The following is a 21,678-nucleotide window of genomic DNA, read 5'->3' as shown; positions in this document are numbered from 1 at the left end:
CCTGCCAAGAGAGGGCGGCCCCACCAAATGGGATTTTTCTAAGGCTTGGGCAGTGGCGCATCACTGCTGCGCAGATATCCCCAAAGAATGGCGATCATCCCCATACCAGCCTGACCATGTTCATTCATCATGGTGGTGTTGCCCAAGCCCGCCACAAGAAAACCTGTTGCAATTAAAAACCCTGCCTGCGCCGCCATTTGATCTGAGGATGCGGCACCCTGACGAATGGCCAAAGGCAAAAAGGCCCTAAAATAGGCCACAAGTAGCCATGTTATCAGCACCACACCAAGGATGCCGCGCTCAATCAGCATCGTTGTCCAAAGGTTATGGCCGTGCCCAAAAAACCAATACCGATCTTTTATCGCGTCATAGTTGCGCCCATCGCCCTCAACCTCGGCTCGGACGATCTCCTCGGCCGTGGCTAAGCCAAAACTTCGAAAGCCCGTTCCAAACAGCGGGTGGCGATCATAGACCTCGAGGGCAGAATTCAAGATTTTATCGCGGCCAGACCACAGATCATCGCCCGTCACGCGGTCAACCGCCTCGGCGCGGAATTCCTGTGCAACGGGGAGCGTCATGATGCCCACGCCAAGCGCCAAGACGGTTAGGCCCGCCACGATGAGATACCGCAGCCTGCGGGCCGCATAGCCCGCCATCAGGGCCGCAACCGCAATGATGGCCACAATGGCGATCCCGCTCACCAAGCTGCGCGAGGGGGGCAGATAGGCCAATGTGGTGGCCACAGCGCAGGCGCCAATGATTTTCAACCACCACGCCCGCCCTGTGAATGTTGCAATCCCCACAGCCAATGGGATTAGGGAATACATCCCCGAATGGTTCACATGGCCCACAGATCGAAATTCAGGATAGGGCCTGTCATTCAGCGACCAAGCGTAGAAGCTGTCAATCACTGCCCATGCGCCGCCCAAAAGCAACGCGGCCATTAGAATTTTCATATCACGAGAGCTGTAATTCAAGCGCCCCGCAGCAAGCACGAAAAGGCCAAGCAAACTCCAACGCGCAGCACTTTCTTGGGGTGGTAAAACGTCACGAAACTCGGACAAGGCAGGCCCAATCCACAGCACCGCAGTTAAGCCAATGATGGGCCATTCAAACGGGCTTGCTTGGCCTAGATGGCGCAGCCGCACGGACTGAACCGCGTAAGCAATCAGGAACAATAAGCTTGCGACATTCTTCGGCGCCTCGAACAAGGGCAAGGCAAAAAAAGCCAATGCCAAGAGCGCCACCTCCACCATGGAGGCCGCACGCGCCTGTTTTTGCCCCGAGGCTGAGAGATCACTCATCCCTGCCCTTCCTTTTCGTTTCAATGAATTCAAGATAGCGCGCCAAAACCCTGTCGGGGGTAAGACTCTCGATAAAGGCTTGATCCGCCGCGCTGACCTTTAGGCGATCTTCCGCCAGTTGGGTGGTTATGGCTTCCGCAAGGCCCGCATCATCCCCCTGCGCAACAAGTTGCAACGCGGTGATATGCTGCGCCAGTTCTTGTGAGCCCGCTGTCACGGTCGAGATACAGGGAATACCTGCTGCGATGGCCTCTAGCGTGGCATTGCCAAGACCTTCATATAGCGAGGTCGACACGAATAAATCTGCTGCGGCCAGATGCGCAAAAATATCATCGCTGAAGCCGGGGAGGTGAAATTGCCCCGCAATGCCAAGCTTTTGCGCCTGCGCCACAAGCCTTTCGCGCTGATATCCTTCACCTAAAATGACAAGGCGGTCATCCCGATGCTCCCGGGCCGCCACGGTTTGGGCGAACGCGCGCAACAATGCCTTGAAATTTTTGACCCCATCAAGCCGCCCCACTGAGATCACAACACGGCCCTTCGGGCCTGCTTGAACTGGGGACACGGCCGCCCCCTGTCCGCGCTTGCGATCAACAGGGTTTAGAATTGTCGTGAAAAGGCGCGGGTTGATCTCGCAAAACCGTTTTAATTCTTCCCCAATCCCCTGCGACACGGTCATGATCCCCGCCGCGCGCGGATAGAGGAGGCGGAATTCGATGGGCCGTGTGCGCCGCTTCCATGCAGAGGGGATGTCAAAGATCTGACGCGCAATCTCCGTATGCTCAACGATAAACACGGGCGGCAAAGCGGGTGCGATCAGCTTGGCACGCAGCATCGCTTTATTCACAGTGGTCATATGCGAAACGATGGCGTCAATCCGCTCTGCGGTGCAGATTTTGCGCAAAGCACGCGCATTGGCGAATGCGTTATGCGCCGCACGAAAGGCACCATATTCATAGATTTTCATGGATTTGGGAAAGGCATCTTTCAGAGGCCCCGCCTTTTGGGACACCGCCAAAACAATGTCCACATCGTCACGCGACAGGCTTGCATTGACGAGATCAAGGATCACACGCTCGGCCCCACCGCCTGCCAATGTATCGGCGACCATAAGGAGGCGTAAACGGCTCATCTTCTGCACACAGTCCCTTTCAATCCCGCTCTATGCTTGACCTTTTTGGCCGCCGCTGTCTATCACCTGTCACGGGTTTTGATCGGCGGGGCGCATCATTGCAACAGCAAAGCGACTATTTGAACCATGAGGGCGGGGCATGATCATCACGCGCCTTATCGGGGGCTTGGGCAACCAGATGTTCCAATATGCGGCAGGGGCGGCGCTTGCGGCGCGAACGGGTCAAGCGTTGCGCCTCGATCTGACCAGTTTGCGTAAATACAAACTGCATCAGGGCTATCAGTTCGACCAAATTTTTGCAGGCGATTTTCAAACCGCCTCAAAACTGGATTTGTTTCGCGTCTTGGGGTTTGGAATGCGGCGTGGCGTGCGGGGCAGCGTAACCCCAGACCCGCGCTTGCCCAACCCGCAAACAGGGCCGAAAATTCGGCAGCCCTCGCATAATTATTGGGATGGTTTCAGCGCATTATCGGGAAAAACCTATCTCGCGGGTTATTGGCAATCGCCCAAATATTTCCAAGGGGCCGAGGCGGCGATTGCCCGCGCCTTTGAGTTTCGAGAGGATTTCACGAGCGAGAATGCCGAGATTGAAGCGCAAATGGCTGCTTGCACTTCTGTCAGCCTTCATGTGCGGCGCGGCGATTATGTCAAGAACGCCAATGTGAACGCTTTTCACGGGATTTGTGATTGGCCCTATTACAGGGCAGCGATGGCGCATATGCGCGCGGCCCTTCACGCGCCGCAGTTTTTCGTGTTTTCTGATGATCTTGATGCCGCGAAAGCCGAGTTCGGCCAAGGTGCGGACATCATCTATGTCACGGGCAACACGGGCGCGGTCAGCTATCGCGATATGATGTTGATGGCGCGCTGCAAACACCATGTAATCGCCAATTCCAGTTTTAGCTGGTGGGGGGCATGGTTGGCCCGTGCGAATGGGGCTGCGGATGATGGTCAAATCGTCATTGCACCAAAAGTTTGGTTCGCAGGCAGCCCTGAGCCGATGGAAGATATCTATCAGCCCCATTGGGTAAGGATGTAGGCGCCATGAGCCCCAAACGTGAATTGCAGCGCTGGTTGCAGAATATGCGCCTGAAATGGCGGTGGCGGCGCGCGGCGCAGACCAGTCCAAGCGGCCTTGATGTGGCGCATGGCCTAGACCGCTGCGACATCACCTATATCAACCTTGATCACCGCACGGATCGGCGCGAGCGGATCGAGGCAGAATTTGCCACGATCGGCGCGCAACATGTGACCCGCTTTGCGGCCCATAAACACGCGCGCGGCGCAACGGGTTGCGCGATGTCTCACCGCGATGTGATCGAAGCCGCCACCCCCGCAGAAGGGCGGATCACCATGATCTGCGAGGATGATCTGGAATTTCTGGCAGATCGTGCGCGGCTCGATCATTTGATTGAAACATTTTACCGCGACAGCCGCATGGATGTTCTGTGTCTAGCCTATAATCGGCGCAATGGGATCGCTGTTACTGAGGATTTTCTGATCACTTCTAACACGCGCACCATGTCCTGCTATTTGGTCAAGCCGCAGGTTGTAGATGCGCTGCGCGAAACGGCGAGAGAGAGCGTCAGACGCCTGGAGGCAGGAGAGCCTGACAAAACCGCGGCTGTGGATGTAACATGGCAGTCCGTTCAGCGGAACTTTATCTTCGCCTTGGCCCGTCCTCGCGCGGCACAGCAAGCCCCCTCCTATTCAGATATTCTAGGGCGCGCGGTTGATTACAACCTGTGAGGCTGATGTCGTGAGACTGGACAGACACGGCCTGTCTCGGTATCGAAACATCTGAGGCTAATGGGGAAATACATGTTCGGCTTTGCGCAGCATCTTTTTGGATTAAGTCGCGGCACTAAGCGGCTAATCCAAGTTGCTTTTGATGCCTTGGCCATTGTGTTTTGTTTTTGGCTTGCGATGGCGCTGCGGCTTGATGGCAATGTTATGGCCATGACAGCGCGACCTTGGTTGGTTCTGATCCCCGTGATCCCAGTGACCATTTTTGCCTTCGTGATGCTGGGGCTTTATCGCGCGGTGATCCGCTATATGGCGGATCGGGCTGTGCGCACTGTGGCGATCGGGGTTCTGATTTCGGCGGTTGCCATGTTCGCGCTCAGTCAAGGGCTGAACCTTCGGGTTCCGCGTTCCGTTCCTGGGATTTACCTTGCGCTCTTGCTGATTGTTGTGGGGGGCACGCGATTTGTGATGCGCGGTATTTACCTCAGCACACAAGCGGCCACGCGGGAACCTGTTTTGATCTACGGCGCAGGCGAAGCGGGACGTCAGGTTTTGCAGGCATTGGAGCAAAGCCGCAATTACCGCCCTGCCCTTTTCGTAGACGATAATGGCAAATTATCGGGCAGCGAGATTGGCGGCGTGCGCATTGTGCGCCCAGAGCAAGCGCGCGCACGCATCAAAAATTTAGGGATCAAAACCGCGCTGATCGCGATCCCAGACAGCAACCCCGCAGGGCGGCGGCATGCGGCGCAAGTTTTGGCTGACCTCGGCCTTGAGGTGCGGGTGATCCCCAATATGTCCGATCTGGTCTCTGGCCGCGTGCGGATCTCGGAATTGCGGCGCATCACGGTTGAGGAATTATTGGGGCGCGAGCCCGTCCCACCGCTGCCTGATCTGATGTCGAAAACCACCCATGGGAAATCTGTTATGGTGACAGGCGCGGGTGGCTCGATTGGCAGTGAGCTGTGCCGCCAGATTTTGGAACAAAAACCAAGCAAGCTTGTTCTGTTCGAAAATTCAGAATTCGCGCTTTATCGCATTTTGGAGGATTTGCAGGCATGGCTTGCACCGCGCGATCACCCAACAGAGCTGATCCCAATCCTTGGCTCGGTCACGCATGAGGGGCGGGTTGCGCGCGCAATCACAGAAAATGCGGTCGAAACGCTGTTTCATGCGGCGGCGTTCAAACATGTCCCCCTTGTCGAGGCGAATATTCTTGAAGGTCTGCGCAACAATGTCTTTGGCACGAAATGCGTGGCCGAAGCCGCAGGGCGTTTGGGCGTTAAAAACTTTACCCTGATTTCCACGGATAAGGCCGTGCGCCCCACCAATGTCATGGGCGCCACCAAACGCGTGGCGGAATTGGTGATGCAAGCCACCGCCAAGGCCTATCCCCACACGCGCTTTTGTGCAGTGCGTTTTGGGAATGTCTTGGGGTCATCTGGCTCGGTAATCCCGAAATTTACCGACCAAATCCGCCGTGGTGGCCCCATCACCTTGACCGATCCAGAAATCACCCGCTATTTCATGACCATCCCCGAAGCCGCACAATTGGTGATCCAAGCAAATGCGATGGCCCAAGCAGGCGAAATTTACCTGTTGGATATGGGGGAGCCGATCAAAATTCTCGAATTGGCCCGCACTATGGCCCGCCTGCAGGGGCGCGAAACCTATATCGCAGGGCAAGAGGCCCCGATTGCCGATGGCCTCGCGATTGAGATCACAGGGCTAAGGCCTGGCGAAAAACTCTATGAAGAGCTTTTGGTCGATGACGGGGCAGAAACCACCGCGCATCCGCGGATCATGTTGGAGCCAGCCCAAAATGCCACAGACCCCAGCGACACCCCGCGCGCGCTTGCGGCCCTAGAGGCCGCGCTACAGGCTGAAGATGCCGCACAGGCCTTGGCCCTGTTGCGGGATATGCCGATCGCATATGCCTATCCGCGCGAATAAATATCTTCGTGGCGGATGATGTCATCCTCGCCCAGATAGCTGCCTGTTTGCACCTCAATCAGCACCATCGGGATTTTTCCAGGGTTCTCCATGCGGTGGATTGCGCCTAAGGGCACGTAAACCGATTGGTTCTCGGACACCATTTTGACCTCGTCACCAATGGTGATTTTGGCGGTTCCCTCAACCACGATCCAATGTTCCGCCCGATGCTGGTGCGACTGCAGCGACAACACTCCGCCCGGTTTCACAACAATGCGTTTGACCTGAAACCGCGCGCCCAAGGCAAGGCTTTCGAACCACCCCCAAGGGCGGAAGTCGCGCGGGAATTCGGTGGCCTCTTTCGCGCCTTGCTGCTTTAGCAGATCGACCGCCTCGCGCACCCGCTGGCTTTGATCTTTGGGGGCGAGCAATACCGCATCGCCTGTAGCAATCGCGACCATGTCCCGTAGCCCGATACCAACCAAGCGCAGTTTTCCATCATCGCTGCGCAGCATGGTGTTTTTACAATCGATCGCATGGGCGTGCTCAGATATCAGATTGCCCTGCGCATCGCATTGAGCGGCCGACTGTTCTGCCACGGCCGTCCATGATCCGAGATCTGACCACTGCCCCTCATAAGGCATGACCGACAGGTTACCTGCGCGCTCCATAATTGCATAATCGATAGAGATATCTGGAAGATCGCGCCATGCGGCAGGATCAAGCCTGAGGAAATCAAGGTCGGCTTTCACCCCCCCAAGGGCCGCGTGGGCGGGGGCCAGCATTTCCGGCGCATGCGCCTCGAATGCGGCGATCATCACATCCGCGCGGAACAGGAAGATACCCGCATTCCACAGGTAATTGCCCGAGGCCAACATGCCTTCGGCCGTAGCAAGATCAGGCTTTTCTACAAAGCGGCTGAGGGGCAGGCACGCGCCCCCGGCCCCTTCGCCCAATTCCAGATAGCCATAGCCCGTCTCGGGGCGGTCGGGGCGAATGCCAAAGGTGACGATCTGCCCTGCCTCTGCCGCCGTTTGCGCAGTCAAGACGGCAACGCGAAAGGCAGCAGGATCAGGAATGACATGATCTGAAGGGGCCACCAAGAGAAGGGCCTGCGGATCGCGCGCGGCGGCCCAAAGGCTTGCCGCCAAAATCGCGGGCGCGGTGTTGCGCCCCTCAGGCTCTAGGATCAGGGCCTGCGGCGTGATGCCGATGCCCTGCATCTGCTCGGCCGCGGTGAACCGAAACGGGTCAGAGGTGATCACCACAGGCCCCGCGAACCCCTGCCCTGACAGGCGCTGCGCCGCCTGCTGAAACAGGCTGCCCTGCCCATGCAATTGCACAAATTGCTTGGGAAAGGCCGCGCGACTAACCGGCCAAAGCCGCGTACCAGACCCGCCGCAGAGGATGATGGGGTAAATCATTTCAACGCCATCTATCATTTGAACATCTTACTCTTTTCGAATGTATAAATCCCACAGCCGTATTTTAATTCTGATGAAATCGCGTCACATGGTTTTTTATTGGTATGCAGATCACCTTTGTCGTCGACAAAATCGAACCTGACCATATCCAAGTTATCAGTCACTTCAGGTCTGCCAAGTATCCAATCTGGGGTGAAGACCCGATGTGCATTAAACTCAACGCGGGGTGAGTTGGAAATTGGAAAGCTAACGTATAATTTTCCCCGCGGGCTCAAAGCGTCAACAAGGTTCCGAAGCCCCTTGAGATGGCCTTCGGGATCGATCATGTCACCGTAGCGACCTAAACCAAAATGCTCTAGCGCATGCAAGCATGAGATGCTGTCTACAACTCCTAAATCTATATTTTGGGTCAAATCTGCTTGAGTAAAAATGATGTTTTCATGAACACTTGACGGCAGGTCTCGAATGTCCAAAATTTCGATCGGCCTAAAGCTCGCAACGTGTGCTACGAAACCATCAACGCGAGATCCAATATCTATGTGGCGGGTTGGATTATCTGCGAATATTAAACTCGCTACTAATAAATCCTGATGAAAATAATGCCCCTTCATTACGCCTGCGGAAGAATTAAAATCAGTCATAATGCAAAAGAACTTGTCGACCGCACCCCCGTAGCGACGCCAGACTCTGTAATCATTCAAAAGTCTGTTTAAGTTACTGATTTTTCTAATAAATTTTCGACGCACGATGTACCTCTACTAATAAAATTATAGCGTCAATTCAATAAATTTGTGAAACTAAATTATACAATGTGGCCCGTGTCAACTTCGTTGCGACCACTCTCATAAAGCCAACCAACTCGATCCCTACTGCGCGTAGTTTACCACATCCGCGTACATAAGCTCACCCCATGGATCCTCTCCCTACAAGGGATCAATATGAAGAACGACCCAATCTCTGCCATGTATATTGTTTCCACTCTAATGACCGATGCTGCTGATACGAGTGAATCACCATAGGTATACAAGATTCGAAATGGACGTGAAACCAAGTCAGGGTTCCTAGACAAACGTCCAGGACAGATAGCTTTTTGTTACCAAATAACCGCTAACAGCGGAAAAACTGAAACCGCCATAGGCGCATCAAGGAAGGGTGAATTTGGGCAAATGGACCGTTTGAGCTGAGCCGGGCAGCGTGGCTCAACACAATATTCATCGCCGGAATAACGCGCATCTCATCGAAGCTGTCGGTTCGCGCGGGGGAAAATCAGCCTGCTGTGTAACGCTTTTGTCCTATTTGTCGGCATTTTTCGGCCTAAATCGCTTGCGCCATGACCGCGCCATCCGATCGTTGAACCGTTTCAGGCACGCCCGCACGAAACTGTCCGCTCCGCAATATTCGCGGCGCAGTTGAGACATCAGGGGTGATGCGGGAAAGGCAGGTGCGGTGACGCATCGTGCGTTGACGCGCCCTGCGATCATGAAGCCATTTGCAAACGTGGGCCATGCGTTTTCCAGGACGTAATGCTGCTCCTGCGCGCCATCCAAATACCGCTCGAACCCCCATGGATCGCCAATGCCGCGAGCCAATTTGACGCTAATCAATTGTTCAAGATAAGTCACGCTCCAGATGCAAGCCACCAAAGAATTATAGGTTTCATAGCCCCGGGACATGGGCATCAACCTTGTGCGCCCCTGTGAAAGAGACGCTGAAAGGTCCCAATTCTCGTCCTTCCACGGGCGGTGACGCTTGGTTGGCCAATGGTTGAGCATATATTGTCCGCCTGCGGCTTTGAGCGCCGAGAAGGCCTCCGTCAATCTGGCATCATCCACGGGAGCCAATGGACAAAGATCTTCGAGAAGGACAAACACATATTGAACCTTGGGAAAGCGCAACCGCAGCTCGTCCAAAGCTTCGGACAACAGGGCAAGAAACGAAGCAGATGTTCCTACAAACACATCCTCTCCTGCGGCCGCACCATCAGTAGCGATCAGCATTTCAGGGCGGTTTGGCCAGAACAGGTCCAGGTTCTGCCGAATTGCGGGCAAGTATTTTTCCATTTTGGAATAGGTCATCACCAAAAGCGCCGTATCCTGACCCCAGATATCTAGGTGGCGGCGGTCATGTAGTTCGTTGCGGGATACTGCCATCCAGCGTCTCTAAATTTTGCCCCAAATGACTGTGGATTTCCCACTAAGATATCTATGATAAACCCCCACGTGTATCTAAACCCTATACATAGCGGGTTCGATCGATACCACACTGGCACCAGGATCCAACAACTCGTCATACAGAATTAGCATCTTAAAATGCCCGCAAGATAATGTTTTTGGACATTCTAAATCTCTCGTCCTTTGAAAAAGAACTCTAATACTTTTAAAGGATATTTTGATAAAATCATTAATGGGTTTGTGTAAATGCCGTTTTCCTTACAAGCTCTAAGTACTTCCCGGTTAAGTTGCAGAGTATTACGCCATCCCCGCGTACTAGCCCCGCCGGTTCGCATGCGCACTAGTACCTCCGGCAAGTATCGATATTTGAGACCACCCGCATGAAATATTCTGGCAACCAATTCGAAATCACCTGCAATACGATAATCGGAACGAAACGTACCAAATTGCTCGAAAACACGAGTATGGAGGAACAGGGTTGGATGTGCTGGCATCCAACCCCAAGCAATGCGACTGGGCGCAAAATGTGCAGATCGATACCGCCTCACAGAATGCATCGTGTTGTCGGCAGAAAAAAATTCAACATCCGCGAACATTGCATCAAGGCCCTCGCGCCCCATTACATCGGCCACCCTGGCAAGCACCTCGGTGTCGGTGTAAACATCATCAGCATTGAGAAACCCGATCAACTCACCTGTAGCCAAAGCAATGCCCTTGTTCATCGCATCGTAAATGCCCTGATCTGGCTCGGATAAAACATTCGCAAATTTCTCTTGATGACGAGCAAGAATGCCCAAAGTGCCATCGCGCGACCCCCCATCAACTACAATATGTTCAGTTTCAGCCCACGTTTGGCCAGATACTGAGTGGATCGTTTGTTCAATAGTACTCGCACTGTTGTAGCAAACGGTGATAACGGATATTTTCAGTTTCGCCACCCTAAACGGTTGAGTATCCCAAGCAACACGTAGTCAAAATGGCCATAGTTTAGGGTGAGCAACAAACGTCGGACCTGATAAAGGCGTTTCTGCCAGAGAGGTAGCGTTCTGCCATTGAGAATAACGCAGTACTCATCCGCAAACTTGGACAAGCATGTGCTAGTCTTTGTGGCATCGTGGTAACGAAGACCACCCCAGAAATTAGGCACATGCCGTACACTGTCGGAAACCCGAAGCACACGTAAAAACCATTCATAATCAAAACCGAATTGCAGCGTTTCATCCAGCCAGCCGATATTATCGTGCAATTCACGCCGCCAAAACGCAGCCTGATTGGTTAGTACCATGCCTTCTGCCAATAAAGCTTTATAAGTGGGCCTTACATACCGCTGGCCCCGAACTATGTTGTCATTTGCATCAATGATTTGCATGTCGCCAAGTATCAAGTCAACATTCGGCGCGATACGGGCTGTCTCGGCCATTTGCATAAGAGCTCCCGGGAGATAAACATCATCCGAATTCTGCCAGGCCACCCAGTCTCCAGTCGCACGACGTAGTCCCTTGTTGATAGCAGCAGTCTGGCCGCCATCCGGCTCACTCACCCACCAAGCTAAGCGATGCTCATATTTTTTAATTATCTCAACGCTACCATCCTTAGAGCCACCATCGACAATAATGTACTCAAGATTGGGATACCCCTGATTGAGAACCGAGCAAATCGTTCGTTCAAGGAATACCGCCTGATTGAAACTGGGTGTGACCACCGTAATACGTGGCAACTCATGCATGGCCTAACTTCCCCAGCAGCGTTTAAGCTGCGTACAACCAGCAATGCTCACAATCCACCATGCACCCACAGCCAAAAAAATAATTGTCATAGAACTCACCAAACACCACAAAAAAGATAATGAGCAATCAATAGAGTCCCCAAATAGCGGAGACGGCTTGGCTCATGAGCGAAAAAACAAGCCATCCCACTGAAGCGTGCGCCCGACTTCAAGGTCAAGGAATGCGGGCTCCAACGACCACAATTCGAACCCTTCAGCTTGCAAGCGGTCAACGCAATCTCGCCAAAGATGCTGGCCCCGGTAAAGCGGCACCAGAGACAACTCTATCAAGATGCCCTTTACCTTCGGCAGCGTCATCAAGGCTCCATCTAGGACCTGCCATTCATAGCCTTGTGTATCGATTTTCAATAACGGTGCATAAGCATTCTCAAGATAGGGAAAAACAGCTTTATCAACAGTGGTCAGCGGCACTGTTTCTGATCCAACGTAAACCGAGTTGGGTGCAGCACTGCTATGCGTTGTAAACATAGGAAGAACCGAACTACTAACGGAGTTTTCTGAGACGTTTAATTCAATTTCACCGTGCTGATCACCCAAAGCGCAGCGCGGATGCACCTGCCAAGCCAGATCATGCCTCTTGTTTTCCAGCAACTTGGCATGTGCGTGAGCAAGAGGCTCAAAAGATACAATCTTGTGCGTATACCCCCCCGCACGTAATCCCTTTGCAAATTGCCCCTCGTTTGCACCGATATCGACAACAATATCAATATCGAATGCTTGTAGTGCCGCGATCAGGCGTGCCGATGGTGACGAAGCCGGATCATAGCGATGCACTTCGACCCCAAACGCATTTAATAGTTTTTTAATTTTTTGTCTTGAACGCTTCAGCATCACTTCACCCGAATTAAAAATAAGTGTGATCTAATCAATTTCGTTCGGTTAATTGACGCTCATAATGGATCATTGCTCTGATCACGTCGCGCATCTTGTTCTGAGCCGACCAATCTAAAATGCGTTGTGCTTTTCCTGCGTCACCACAGTTATATCGAATCTCCGAAGGGCGGAATAGTTTTGCATCCTGAACTACATGCTGACGCCAATCCAATCCTAACTGAGAAAAAGCCGACTCAACAAAATCGTTAAGAGAGTTAGCCTCCCCTGTCGCAATTACAAAATCTTCTGGCGCTTCAAGTTGAAGCATTCGCCACATAGCATCCACATATTCGGCACACCAACCCCAGTCACGCTGGATCGCCATATCACCTAGCGTAAGTTTCTCATCTGCGCCTTGCGCAATACGCACAGCCGCGCGAACGATCTTACGTGTCACAAAGCGCGTGGGACGCAACGGCGACTCATGATTGAATAAAATCCCATTGCAAGCATAAAGCCCGTAAGCAGAGCGGTAATTATCGACCAACCAATGTGCAGTCGATTTCGCTACGGCATATGGGCTACGCGGCTGAAACGGTACATTCTCGTCAGCAAGACCCGTCACAATATCGCCAAAACATTCACCGGAGCTTGCATTGTAAAACCTGACTGGGGCACCAATAAACCGGATGACTTCTAGAAGATTTAGCGTGCCGGTTGCAATGCTTTCGAGCGCTTCTGCAGGCTGGTCAAACGAGAGCCCCACTGAGCTTTGTCCCGATAAATTATAAATCTCGTGGGGATCACTTTGACTTATGGCTTGAATTACACTTCTGAAATCACTGGCCACCATCGAGATTACTTTGACCCTGTCACGTATTCCAAGATAGGATAAGTTGGTGAGTGAGCGAGCTTGTGCATCCCGCGATGTGCCCCAAACCTCGTATCCTTTTTCAAGCAGAAATTTTGCTAAATAGGATCCATCCTGGCCCGAAACACCACAGATCAGAGCACGTTTCATCTTTCGCTCCTAGGCAAGTCTACGATAAACGTTCAACGTTTCATGAGCACAGCGATCCCATGAAAAACTGTCAAGGCGAGCGCGGCCCTTCCTGACTAACACATCCCGATGACTTTCTGAGCCCACAACACGCTCAATGGACTCCCTAATCGACCCAATATCGGCTGGATCAAAATACTCGCCACCATTTCCCACCACCTCGGGAATCGAACTAGTGGCTGCACATACCACTGGGCAGCCATGCGACATCGCTTCTAGAGGGGGAATGCCGAAACCCTCATATAGTGAGGGGTAAACAAAGGCGCTTGCTCGCGCGTAAAGACCAGACAATATCTCATCGTTACCGCCGAATTGAACGACTTGGTCACTTGTCAAATGCAACCGTGTGATCTTTTCTCGCTCCTCGGCACTAAATGGACCTCCTCCAAAGCAGACTAGCTTGAATTGGTAACGCAATGTCGGAGAAGATGCATACGCATCTAACAATCGAAGAAAATTCTTATAGCCGCCTCGATTGCCAACATATAGTAAGAACGGGCCGTCAGTTTTACCCCCTAGTTTAGCAAATGCTTCTGTTCTAGGTTTCATGAGGTCAAAACCAAGATGAATTACAGAAATCTTTTCTGGTGGTAAGTTGAGAAACTCAATAACGTCTGCTCGCGTTGCCTCTGAAATGCAGATAACGTGGTCTGCTCTCTTTGCCGCAGCAGCCTTATACCTGCTAGTTTTGTCTGCTAGCGGAAAATCCGAAGGAAAGCGTTCGTGGATCATGTCGTAAATGGTTAAAACCCGACGAGCATGTCGTGGACCTAGCGGTTGTGCAAAATAATAAGTCTCATGGACGATATCTGGACACTGTGTACGTAGGGCTATATCTCCTAACATGAGCCCGGCTCCCCGAAACAATAGTTTGAGGTATTTTGAATTAAACCGCTCAACCCTGGGGGCACGAAACCCCGTTACGATTCCTGACGGAAGATTTGGTAAATAAGAATTTATATAAAGCGGCGCAGCAATCGATATTTCAAGCCCGGGATCTTCAAACAATCGGGATGCAATCTCACAAAAATAGCGGGATACGCCACCGTAGGTCTGCGAACAAAATATTTGCGTATCATATGAAATTTTCATGCCTCTAGCTTTAAAACTTCAGGCCATTTTCTCGAGCATCAGTAGATGGTCGCTGAACGTTTTAGAGCCCAACCTTCTTCGCACCCATATAGGAGCAATGTGCGTCATCAGGCGCCCTGTCACCACACCGAGCCTTGCCTCATCAATTTGGTGTTCAGAAAATATGTGTATCCCATTAGCACTTGCAAATTTAAGGCCTAACCGTTCACCAAGCGCTTCCATAGTTCGGCGCTGGAAGAAACCGATATGTTGCCCAGTAGCAAACGTGTAGTACCACCAAGATTCAGCGGGAGGATCTCCCTCAGAATAAAGTTCCGTTGTAAAAATGAGTGTCTTGGCGCCGGAATAACTGAGAATTTCCCTGACAAACGCGACAGGATCGACCAGATGTTCGAAAACCTCGACAGCCGTGACAGCATTGCACGACCCTATCTCAGGATTATATTCAAATCCACGCGCCATAAGGTTTTCACAGAATTCATCATTCCAATAGAAATCAAACCCAAAGTCACGCATCAGTCGTGTCAGAACCCCATAGCCACCGGCAGCATCAAGATATACCCCCGCGCCTCTATCACGCAGAAGCCAGTAAAGAACCCCAGACAACTTACTCGCGATTGAAATATTCCGCATCACCAATCCCGTATCGGCACTGGAAATTGCACTCGTGTACGCTTCATTAAGCCAGTGTGGATCTCGCGCACGCAGGAAGCCGCATCGATCGCACACTTCGTAATTTGCTTGATACTTGCGAAGAACCTGGGCCGAGAAACACTGCTTCATTCTCTCTGAACAAATGGGGCAATCATCACTATGGGCAATTTGTGTTTCAATAGTCACGTCATGGCTCCTAAAAATTTATTCTGGATCCGTTTCATCAAAGGAACCTGAAAACATTTTCTTTTGCTAAAGGCATCAGCCCGCCTATCCCGAATGATACCCACTGGATGAGCCAACGGAAACGTGATCGCTTGGACAGGCAAGTTAGCCAACTCACTGCGACCTGTCGTGTGTGTGGCATTCGCATCGAAACCGATATTGGTCACTAAATTGACAGTCGGGAGTACTGTCAAACGACCTTGCAGCCAGTTTGCAAATACCCACTGATAGTCCCAAGTATCGATCTCCCCGCGATACACCCGCTCAAAAATATTATGCCAAAAAAAAGCTTCGCGCCCATGATCAAAAATGTCCGATAACCAGCCCCCATCTCTGATCCGCGGCCAGTTAGACATAGCCACGTCATAATTGGCCACCCAGCGGTCACGCCAAGTGGCCCAGCCCCATATATGGACATATTTTGAAAAATAATAGCTGTCGTCATTACGACGTCGGCCGAATTGAAAGTTATCTCCACTTATTAAGCCAATACGCTGATCGTGGCGGTAACGCACTAGCAGTTCCTGACAATACCTGAAGAAAGTAGGGTGAGGCAGGCAGTCATCTTCCAAAATAATGGCTTCTTCAACTTGGTCGAATACCCAATCTATGCCGCTAGATACACGCACTTTGCAACCAAGATTTTTATCGGAGAAGTTTGTAAGTACCTCACAATCCCAGTCCACACGGTCGATAATCGCCCTCGTTAAAGCGCATTTCTCAGCCTCTTGCACTCGGTCTCCGCGCGGCCCATCAGCAATTACCAAGAGCTTCGGGGGGCGTGCGCTTGCAATAGCAGAAAAAACTCGTTCCGTCGCATCTGGACGATTGAAAATAATAAGAGCTACTGGCGTTTTCAGCTGCCAATCAGACATTAAGAGCATTCCTAAAATAGTTGACGGTTTCTTTTAACCCGTCTTCAAGAGTAACTTGAGGCCTCCATCCAAGCTTTTCTTTCGCTAGTGTAATATCGGGCTGACGCTGTTTCGGATCATCTATCGGAAGTGGATGGAATGTGAGTTTGGATTTGCCGCCAACACAGCTTAACACTTTCTCAGCCAGATCCAGCATGGTGAATTCACCAGGGTTCCCCATGTTGATCGGCCCAGTGACCTCAGGTCCGCTGTTCATCATCCGCACAAACCCGTCAATAAGATCATCTACGTAGCAGAAAGACCGAGTTTGCTGACCGTTGCCATAAATGGTAATATTTTGACCTTTGAGAGCCTGCACTATGAAATTGCTCACAACACGACCGTCATTTGGATGCATGCGAGGTCCATAAGTATTGAATATTCTAACAACTTTAATGTCCAAGTTATGTTGCCGTTGGTAGTCAAAAAACAAAGTTTCGGCGCAGCGCTTTCCCTCATCGTAACAGGCTCGAGGACCGATGGGATTCACCTTTCCCCAGTAGCTTTCGTGCTGAGGATGAACCTCTGGATCTCCATATACTTCGCTAGTTGATGCCTGAAAAATCCGCGCTTTCACACGCTTGGCCAACCCAAGCATGTTAATTGCTCCGTGCACACTGGTTTTTGTGGTCTGAACTGGGTCATGCTGATAGTGTATCGGCGACGCTGGGCACGCGAGATTGAAAATACGGTCAGTTTCCACAAAAAGTGGAATCGTAACATCATGACGCAGAAGCTCGAAGTAAGGGTGACTAATCAAATGGGCAATGTTTGCTTTGCTACCGGTGAAGAAGTTATCCACACACAGAACATCATTTCCGTCTTCGATAAGACGGTCACACAAATGAGAACCTAAGAAACCAGCACCGCCTGTAACCAAAATTCGTTTCATGTTACTTCCTCACTAAAATATAGCTGCGTGGGTTACAGAACCCAATTTCGCAACTACTGTTACCTTGTACAAAAAAATTAACTGCGCCGCACCCTTTAACATGCGTAAAATCCATAACTTTCTTTTTTGACCAAAAACCGTGCACTATCTGATCAATTCCTATCGATCTAATCCAGGACCTCTCATGAGCATCACTTGAATTACTGATATAAGCAGCTTGACTATAAGATACATCGAAACACTATTACCAGCAGATACGCTGCGATCAAAAAGGGGATGGTATAATTTTTTCATCGATATGAATTTTTCGTATATTTATGTTGCAACAGCCTTAGAGGCCAACACAAACGAGGAAGTAAAATTTGTTAAGCGTGTTGAATATATAATGTGTTTCACGCCTAAGTACTCTCTTGCCTTAAAATATTAAAATTTCGCTAAAAAATGTATAATTTATAAAAATTATTGCGCTGTTCACTCTGACCACTAAGCACATGAAAGAGGCTAGAACCTCAACTACGCTCACTATCATCGGTGGCTTGATATACTTACCTTGACGAATAAAGTATTTTAAAAATAAAGAAATGTAAAATTCGTGAAAAACCTGCGCAACAAGATACAATAATAAAAGGCAATATTCACATAACTCACAGTCCACTTTTTAATCTGTAAAAATTACATGTCACTATAACGTACGACCTTTAAACCTCCAAAAAGTTCTAGAGATACTTGAAATAATTTATCAAATACCATTGTTATAAAAAAATTTTTTATTCACAAAACGAAATATACAACTTAAAAATTTTTATTTTAAAGTCGCGCTAATTCAAGTAAGATTTTACTCTAGTAACTTTTGAGAAAATGAAAAATCTACAAAAAAAGTCGTATTTATTGTTTTTGCATACACGACGTACCCGACGGATTTCATATATTGAAACAATGGGTTCGACGCCAGATTCTCAAGCGACAAACCCAATATTTCAACGGCAACAACAAGTGGTCGATGCTCCTCCCAATCGTTCGACTTGAGCACCTCAAGGTCAAGACCTTCTACGTCGACAGATAAAAAATCAATCTTTTGTCCATAAGGTACATGTTGCCTTAGTATTGCAGATAAAGGAAGAACTGGAACGTCAACAGTCGCAATAATGCGCCAAACTTCATTGCATCGTGATTTTGCCAAGCTTTCATCGAAGGTATTGAGAGCTGGTTCATTGAATACATAGAACTTTAATCCTTCAGCCCTATGCCCAACGCCAATTTCAAGATTAACATCTCGGGAACGATATTTTCTAAATGCATACATACTTCCAGGCATTGCATCTACATTAATACCGCTCCAGCCCCGCTTGTAGAAAAGGCATGTGTTTGAAAAGCGATATGGGTGATGGGCCCCTATATCTACATAAAATCCATTTCTTATGAAATTTTCTCCATGTATCTTTAAAAGCAGTGATGATAAAATTATATCTTCGCCATCCTGTGAGTATGATAATTTCCCACGTCTATTATGAAAATTTGCCCTGATACCTTCAATATGTCGAGCTATTTTTTGACCAGCTAATTTTTTTATTTTTTTTCTGACTGTCGCATTCATTTCAAGCCCTCAAAAGTGAAAAATCTTATCGAAGATTTTATAAGCACATTCATGAAGATATTTTTGGAAAAATTGAAAATGTTATTTTAAAAAATTGGACCCTAGTTTCACTAAAAATCATTAATAAAAAATAAGCAGAAAATCCATAAGAAACAAGTGTTGCAGCAGCGGCCCCGGACGCTCCATAAACAGGCATAAGAAAATAATTCAAGATAATATTAACAACTAACCCTAATAACGTATTAAACATTGAGAATTTTTGGAGGTTTTCGGCAATAAACCAATATCCATTAACAACACCCAACGAAACAAATATACCAGTCCAAATGTGAATAGCCAACACAGAAGCTGCCTCTCGATAATCAGCTCCGTAGATCCCTATTATAATTCGTTCTGAAAAAAATGTAACAAATATTGCCACCAATACAGCTAGATAAATCATGGTACGAAAAAATAAGTCAAGTCGGTCACTATACAATTTTTCACTTATTTTTTTTGCATTTAGTATAGCTGGAAATAAAGATTTAGCGATAACCAATGGTACGAAATACCAAGCTTCTGACAATCGCACCGCCGCGGAGTAGACACCAACCTGTTTGTTTCCAATCATTTCCATGATCATAATCTGATCTATGCGCATGTACAGACTTACCGCGACACTAGACACGATAATCGGCCATGAGCTTTTAAGCACAGTCCATGCAATACCTTTATCAAAAACCGTAAGATAACAACTTGTATTCTGCCTCCAATAAGAAAACGACAAAAAAGCAGCTAGTGATAATTGATCGATCAGCAATACTATTATAAACCAAAATAAATCAGCTTCAATGAACATTAAATAAATCTTCAATGTCGAAGATAATCCCAGCTGGGCCAATCTACAAATTGATACATATTTTGATAAAACCTTAGATTGAAAATAACAATCTACTACGTCAAACGACTGTAAAATCAGGCCACTGGCAATTATCAGTATATAAATTTTATTATCAGCTTCAGTACTGCTAAATTTGACGGTAACCGCTATCAAGCCTAGAGTAAGAAACGATCCTACAAGCTTTAGCCAGAATGCAGTACCTAAATATAAGTCACCTGCAGTGGGATTGTTTACCAGGTAGCGTACTAAAACACTATCGATACCTAATCGGGCTACAGTGGCGAATATCGCGACAAATGCTATGACATAACTGTAAACACCAAATTGCTGGGGTCCCAAATATCGAGCTACGTATATGCCGACGATAAGGCCTGCTATTATGCGCAACACTTGTTCAGCGAAGAGCCACGATGTGTTTAAAAAATATCGTCTAAAGCCCTGACTGTTAGTATCCGGAACCAATATCTGAAATATTGAATTGATTGCCTTAAACAAAGACATTGTTGTTCTTCAACTGAAAACGACTGTGGATGTTGTTAGTCACGCGTTTCATATACACTCTTCTTAATCTGAGAGCCCAAATACCAAACGCACAATAGATACTAGCTGGCTGAAACTTGAGGAGTCGAATATGATAAATTCGTTATTTTTTGATTCTTTACCAACAGCGCGATCATATGTAGATTTGAAAACATCTTACTTGTTCCAGATCCTCTACTGAATAAATCACAAAGCACATAATTTTTAAAACTTTGCGGACTAGGTGGTTAGCATAATTATTGTAGCGAGTACAGATAATAACTATGAACTAGCTTGAGCTCATGGCCGCAACATTTATTCGAAGTAGCTTTGTGGCTAAGAGTTGCGGGGATAAAATAGCTACGATCGAAAAGGTTAGCTTTGCCAGTATTACATGTAATCATTCTTATTCGGGGCTAACATCAATAGAGTAGCCATTGGCTTTTAAAAACGAGTTCCGCTTGGCTTCTCTAAGATCGTTAGCCACCATTTCTTCGCACATCTGCTTAACTGTAATCTCGGGTGACCAGCCTAATTTATTCTTTGCCTTGTTCGGATCGCCTAACAAAGTTTCAACTTCTGTTGGCCGAAAGTAGCGACGGTCAACACGAACAATGGTTTGACCCACGTCAAGGGCTGGACATTTATCGCCATCTATTTTTTCTACAACTGCTGTTTCCATAACTCCCTGACCTTTAAATTTGAGAGTAATTCCGAGCTCTCGTGCCGCCAATTGGATGAACTGACGGACGGTGTATTGTACACCTGTGGCAATAACAAAGTCTTCCGGCTGATCTTGTTGTAGCATCATCCATTGCATGCGTACGTAATCTTTAGCATGCCCCCAGTCCCGCAGAGCATCCATGTTGCCCATGTATAGGCAGTCTTCGAGACCTTGAGCGATATTAGCCAACCCACGCGTTATCTTGCGGGTAACGAAGGTTTCTCCTCGACGCGGACTTTCGTGGTTGAAAAGAACACCGTTGCAGGCATACAGCCCATAGGCTTCGCGATAGTTGACCACAATCCAATATGCATACAGCTTTGCCACTGCGTAGGGGCTGCGTGGGTAGAAAGGGGTACTTTCGTTTTGAGGCGTTGCTTGCACCAAGCCGTACAACTCAGAGGTTGAGGCTTGATAAAAACGAGTTTTTTTCTCAAGTCCAAGGATACGAATTGCCTCTAAAAGGCGCAGCGTACCGACGGCGTCAACGTCGGCGGTATACTCTGGACTTTCGAAGCTTACGGCTACATGGCTCATGGCACCGAGGTTGTAAATCTCATCAGGCTGCGTTTCTTGAACAATGCGGATTAAGTTGCTGGTGTCACTCAAATCGCCATAGTGCAGCTTGAAGTTCGCATTTCCTCGTTGAGAATCTTGATAGATGTGATCAATACGTTGTGTATTAAACAAACTAGCGCGACGTTTAACGCCGTGAACTATGTAGCCTTTTTCGAGCAAAAACTCGACAAGGTAAGAACCGTCCTGACCGGTAATGCCTGTGATAAGGGCTACCTTGGGTTTTGTTGTCACAGCACT

19 protein-coding genes are annotated in these 21,678 nt (G+C 49.1%); 3 read left to right on the top strand and 16 right to left on the bottom strand.

All coding sequences use genetic code 11. The features are described 5' to 3' along the window. Window positions 1-38: 38 nt before the first annotated feature. Both RYZ18_RS00195 and RYZ18_RS00190 read right to left on the bottom strand, forming a co-directional pair. Complete coding sequence (locus RYZ18_RS00195) at window positions 39-1,304, bottom strand: O-antigen ligase family protein (protein ID WP_317654315.1); 1,266 nt, start codon at window positions 1,302-1,304, stop codon at window positions 39-41. Then, complete coding sequence (locus RYZ18_RS00190; RefSeq protein WP_317654314.1) at window positions 1,297-2,436, bottom strand: glycosyltransferase; 1,140 nt, start codon at window positions 2,434-2,436, stop codon at window positions 1,297-1,299. The genes RYZ18_RS00195 and RYZ18_RS00190 overlap by 8 nt, the downstream gene beginning before the upstream one ends. Before the next feature lie 139 nt (window positions 2,437-2,575). On the opposite strand from RYZ18_RS00190, the gene RYZ18_RS00185 reads away from it, so the two are divergent. The 3 genes from RYZ18_RS00185 (at window position 2,576) to RYZ18_RS00175 (ending at window position 6,135) form a co-directional block, all read left to right on the top strand. Beyond that, window positions 2,576-3,475, top strand: coding sequence for an alpha-1,2-fucosyltransferase (locus tag RYZ18_RS00185; RefSeq protein WP_317654313.1), 900 nt, complete (start codon window positions 2,576-2,578; stop codon window positions 3,473-3,475). 5 nt (window positions 3,476-3,480) lie between these two features. After that, a complete protein-coding gene (locus RYZ18_RS00180; RefSeq protein WP_317654312.1) occupies window positions 3,481-4,185 on the top strand; it encodes a hypothetical protein in 705 nt (234 codons plus the stop codon). A 72-nt stretch (window positions 4,186-4,257) separates the two neighbouring features. After that, a complete protein-coding gene (locus tag RYZ18_RS00175; protein ID WP_317654311.1) occupies window positions 4,258-6,135 on the top strand; it encodes a nucleoside-diphosphate sugar epimerase/dehydratase in 1,878 nt (625 codons plus the stop codon). On the opposite strand, the gene RYZ18_RS00170 is transcribed toward RYZ18_RS00175, so the two are convergent. The 14 genes from RYZ18_RS00170 to gmd all read right to left on the bottom strand — a co-directional run bounded on the left by RYZ18_RS00170 (window position 6,120) and on the right by gmd (window position 21,672). Next, complete coding sequence (locus RYZ18_RS00170) at window positions 6,120-7,538, bottom strand: mannose-1-phosphate guanylyltransferase/mannose-6-phosphate isomerase (protein ID WP_317655771.1); 1,419 nt, start codon at window positions 7,536-7,538, stop codon at window positions 6,120-6,122. The two genes, RYZ18_RS00175 and RYZ18_RS00170, sit on opposite strands and share 16 nt — an antisense overlap. Before the next feature lie 14 nt (window positions 7,539-7,552). Next, on the bottom strand, window positions 7,553-8,179 hold the full coding sequence (locus RYZ18_RS00165) for a DUF268 domain-containing protein (protein ID WP_317654310.1): 627 nt from the start codon (window positions 8,177-8,179) through the stop codon (window positions 7,553-7,555). 651 nt (window positions 8,180-8,830) lie between these two features. Continuing rightward, window positions 8,831-9,688 carry a hypothetical protein gene (locus RYZ18_RS00160; protein ID WP_317654309.1) on the bottom strand — a complete coding sequence of 286 codons (858 nt, stop codon included), beginning with the start codon at window positions 9,686-9,688 and terminating at the stop codon, window positions 8,831-8,833. Window positions 9,689-9,876: 188 nt separating this feature from the next. Then, window positions 9,877-10,647, bottom strand: coding sequence for a glycosyltransferase family 2 protein (locus RYZ18_RS00155; RefSeq protein ID WP_317654308.1), 771 nt, complete (start codon window positions 10,645-10,647; stop codon window positions 9,877-9,879). Further along, window positions 10,635-11,435 carry a glycosyltransferase family 2 protein gene (locus RYZ18_RS00150; protein ID WP_317654307.1) on the bottom strand — a complete coding sequence of 267 codons (801 nt, stop codon included), beginning with the start codon at window positions 11,433-11,435 and terminating at the stop codon, window positions 10,635-10,637. The genes RYZ18_RS00155 and RYZ18_RS00150 overlap by 13 nt, the downstream gene beginning before the upstream one ends. A 162-nt stretch (window positions 11,436-11,597) precedes the next feature. Beyond that, window positions 11,598-12,326, bottom strand: coding sequence for an FkbM family methyltransferase (locus RYZ18_RS00145; protein WP_317654306.1), 729 nt, complete (start codon window positions 12,324-12,326; stop codon window positions 11,598-11,600). Between the two features lie 34 nt (window positions 12,327-12,360). Beyond that, a complete protein-coding gene (locus RYZ18_RS00140) occupies window positions 12,361-13,329 on the bottom strand; it encodes a GDP-mannose 4,6-dehydratase (RefSeq protein WP_317654305.1) in 969 nt (322 codons plus the stop codon). A gap of 9 nt (window positions 13,330-13,338) precedes the next feature. Then, window positions 13,339-14,460 carry a glycosyltransferase family 1 protein gene (locus tag RYZ18_RS00135; protein ID WP_317654304.1) on the bottom strand — a complete coding sequence of 374 codons (1,122 nt, stop codon included), beginning with the start codon at window positions 14,458-14,460 and terminating at the stop codon, window positions 13,339-13,341. A gap of 18 nt (window positions 14,461-14,478) precedes the next feature. Beyond that, the gene (locus RYZ18_RS00130; RefSeq protein WP_317654303.1) at window positions 14,479-15,300 is read right to left on the bottom strand and encodes a class I SAM-dependent methyltransferase; all 822 of its coding nucleotides are present in this window, start codon (window positions 15,298-15,300) and stop codon (window positions 14,479-14,481) included. Next, the gene (locus RYZ18_RS00125) at window positions 15,297-16,214 is read right to left on the bottom strand and encodes a hypothetical protein (protein WP_317654302.1); all 918 of its coding nucleotides are present in this window, start codon (window positions 16,212-16,214) and stop codon (window positions 15,297-15,299) included. The genes RYZ18_RS00130 and RYZ18_RS00125 overlap by 4 nt, the downstream gene beginning before the upstream one ends. Further along, a complete protein-coding gene (locus tag RYZ18_RS00120; protein WP_317654301.1) occupies window positions 16,207-17,145 on the bottom strand; it encodes a UDP-glucuronic acid decarboxylase family protein in 939 nt (312 codons plus the stop codon). Before RYZ18_RS00120 ends, RYZ18_RS00125 begins: the two co-directional genes overlap by 8 nt. An 835-nt stretch (window positions 17,146-17,980) precedes the next feature. Further along, window positions 17,981-18,739, bottom strand: a complete 759-nt coding sequence (locus RYZ18_RS00115; protein ID WP_317654300.1) for an FkbM family methyltransferase — start codon at window positions 18,737-18,739, stop codon at window positions 17,981-17,983. A gap of 49 nt (window positions 18,740-18,788) precedes the next feature. Then, entirely contained in the window at window positions 18,789-20,120 is a 1,332-nt protein-coding gene (locus RYZ18_RS00110; RefSeq protein WP_317654299.1) for a flippase, read from the bottom strand. Between the two features lie 424 nt (window positions 20,121-20,544). Next, entirely contained in the window at window positions 20,545-21,672 is a 1,128-nt protein-coding gene (gene gmd, locus RYZ18_RS00105; protein ID WP_317654298.1) for a GDP-mannose 4,6-dehydratase, read from the bottom strand. Window positions 21,673-21,678: the final 6 nt, after the last annotated feature.

It is taken from the genome of Roseovarius sp. 10 (assembly GCF_033100315.1).
GTDB lineage: Bacteria > Pseudomonadota > Alphaproteobacteria > Rhodobacterales > Rhodobacteraceae > M30B80.
Note: the sequence above shows the minus strand (reverse complement) of the source record. Positions and strands in the feature narration are given on the sequence as shown.

Excerpts from the sequence above, each read along its gene's own strand:
- RYZ18_RS00195 (WP_317654315.1), bottom strand. The coding sequence starts at position 1,304 with ATGAGTGATCTCTCAGCCTCGGGGCAAAAACAGGCGCGTGCGGCCTCC.
- RYZ18_RS00190 (WP_317654314.1), bottom strand. The coding sequence starts at position 2,436 with ATGAGCCGTTTACGCCTCCTTATGGTCGCCGATACATTGGCAGGCGGT.
- RYZ18_RS00185 (WP_317654313.1), top strand. The coding sequence starts at position 2,576 with ATGATCATCACGCGCCTTATCGGGGGCTTGGGCAACCAGATGTTCCAA.
- RYZ18_RS00180 (WP_317654312.1), top strand. The coding sequence starts at position 3,481 with ATGAGCCCCAAACGTGAATTGCAGCGCTGGTTGCAGAATATGCGCCTG.
- RYZ18_RS00175 (WP_317654311.1), top strand. The coding sequence starts at position 4,258 with ATGTTCGGCTTTGCGCAGCATCTTTTTGGATTAAGTCGCGGCACTAAG.
- RYZ18_RS00170 (WP_317655771.1), bottom strand. The coding sequence starts at position 7,538 with ATGATTTACCCCATCATCCTCTGCGGCGGGTCTGGTACGCGGCTTTGG.
- RYZ18_RS00165 (WP_317654310.1), bottom strand. The coding sequence starts at position 8,179 with ATGACTGATTTTAATTCTTCCGCAGGCGTAATGAAGGGGCATTATTTT.
- RYZ18_RS00160 (WP_317654309.1), bottom strand. The coding sequence starts at position 9,688 with ATGGCAGTATCCCGCAACGAACTACATGACCGCCGCCACCTAGATATC.
- RYZ18_RS00150 (WP_317654307.1), bottom strand. The coding sequence starts at position 11,435 with ATGCATGAGTTGCCACGTATTACGGTGGTCACACCCAGTTTCAATCAG.
- RYZ18_RS00145 (WP_317654306.1), bottom strand. The coding sequence starts at position 12,326 with ATGCTGAAGCGTTCAAGACAAAAAATTAAAAAACTATTAAATGCGTTT.
- RYZ18_RS00140 (WP_317654305.1), bottom strand. The coding sequence starts at position 13,329 with ATGAAACGTGCTCTGATCTGTGGTGTTTCGGGCCAGGATGGATCCTAT.
- RYZ18_RS00135 (WP_317654304.1), bottom strand. The coding sequence starts at position 14,460 with ATGAAAATTTCATATGATACGCAAATATTTTGTTCGCAGACCTACGGT.
- RYZ18_RS00125 (WP_317654302.1), bottom strand. The coding sequence starts at position 16,214 with ATGTCTGATTGGCAGCTGAAAACGCCAGTAGCTCTTATTATTTTCAAT.
- RYZ18_RS00120 (WP_317654301.1), bottom strand. The coding sequence starts at position 17,145 with ATGAAACGAATTTTGGTTACAGGCGGTGCTGGTTTCTTAGGTTCTCAT.
- RYZ18_RS00115 (WP_317654300.1), bottom strand. The coding sequence starts at position 18,739 with ATGAATGCGACAGTCAGAAAAAAAATAAAAAAATTAGCTGGTCAAAAA.
- RYZ18_RS00110 (WP_317654299.1), bottom strand. The coding sequence starts at position 20,120 with ATGTCTTTGTTTAAGGCAATCAATTCAATATTTCAGATATTGGTTCCG.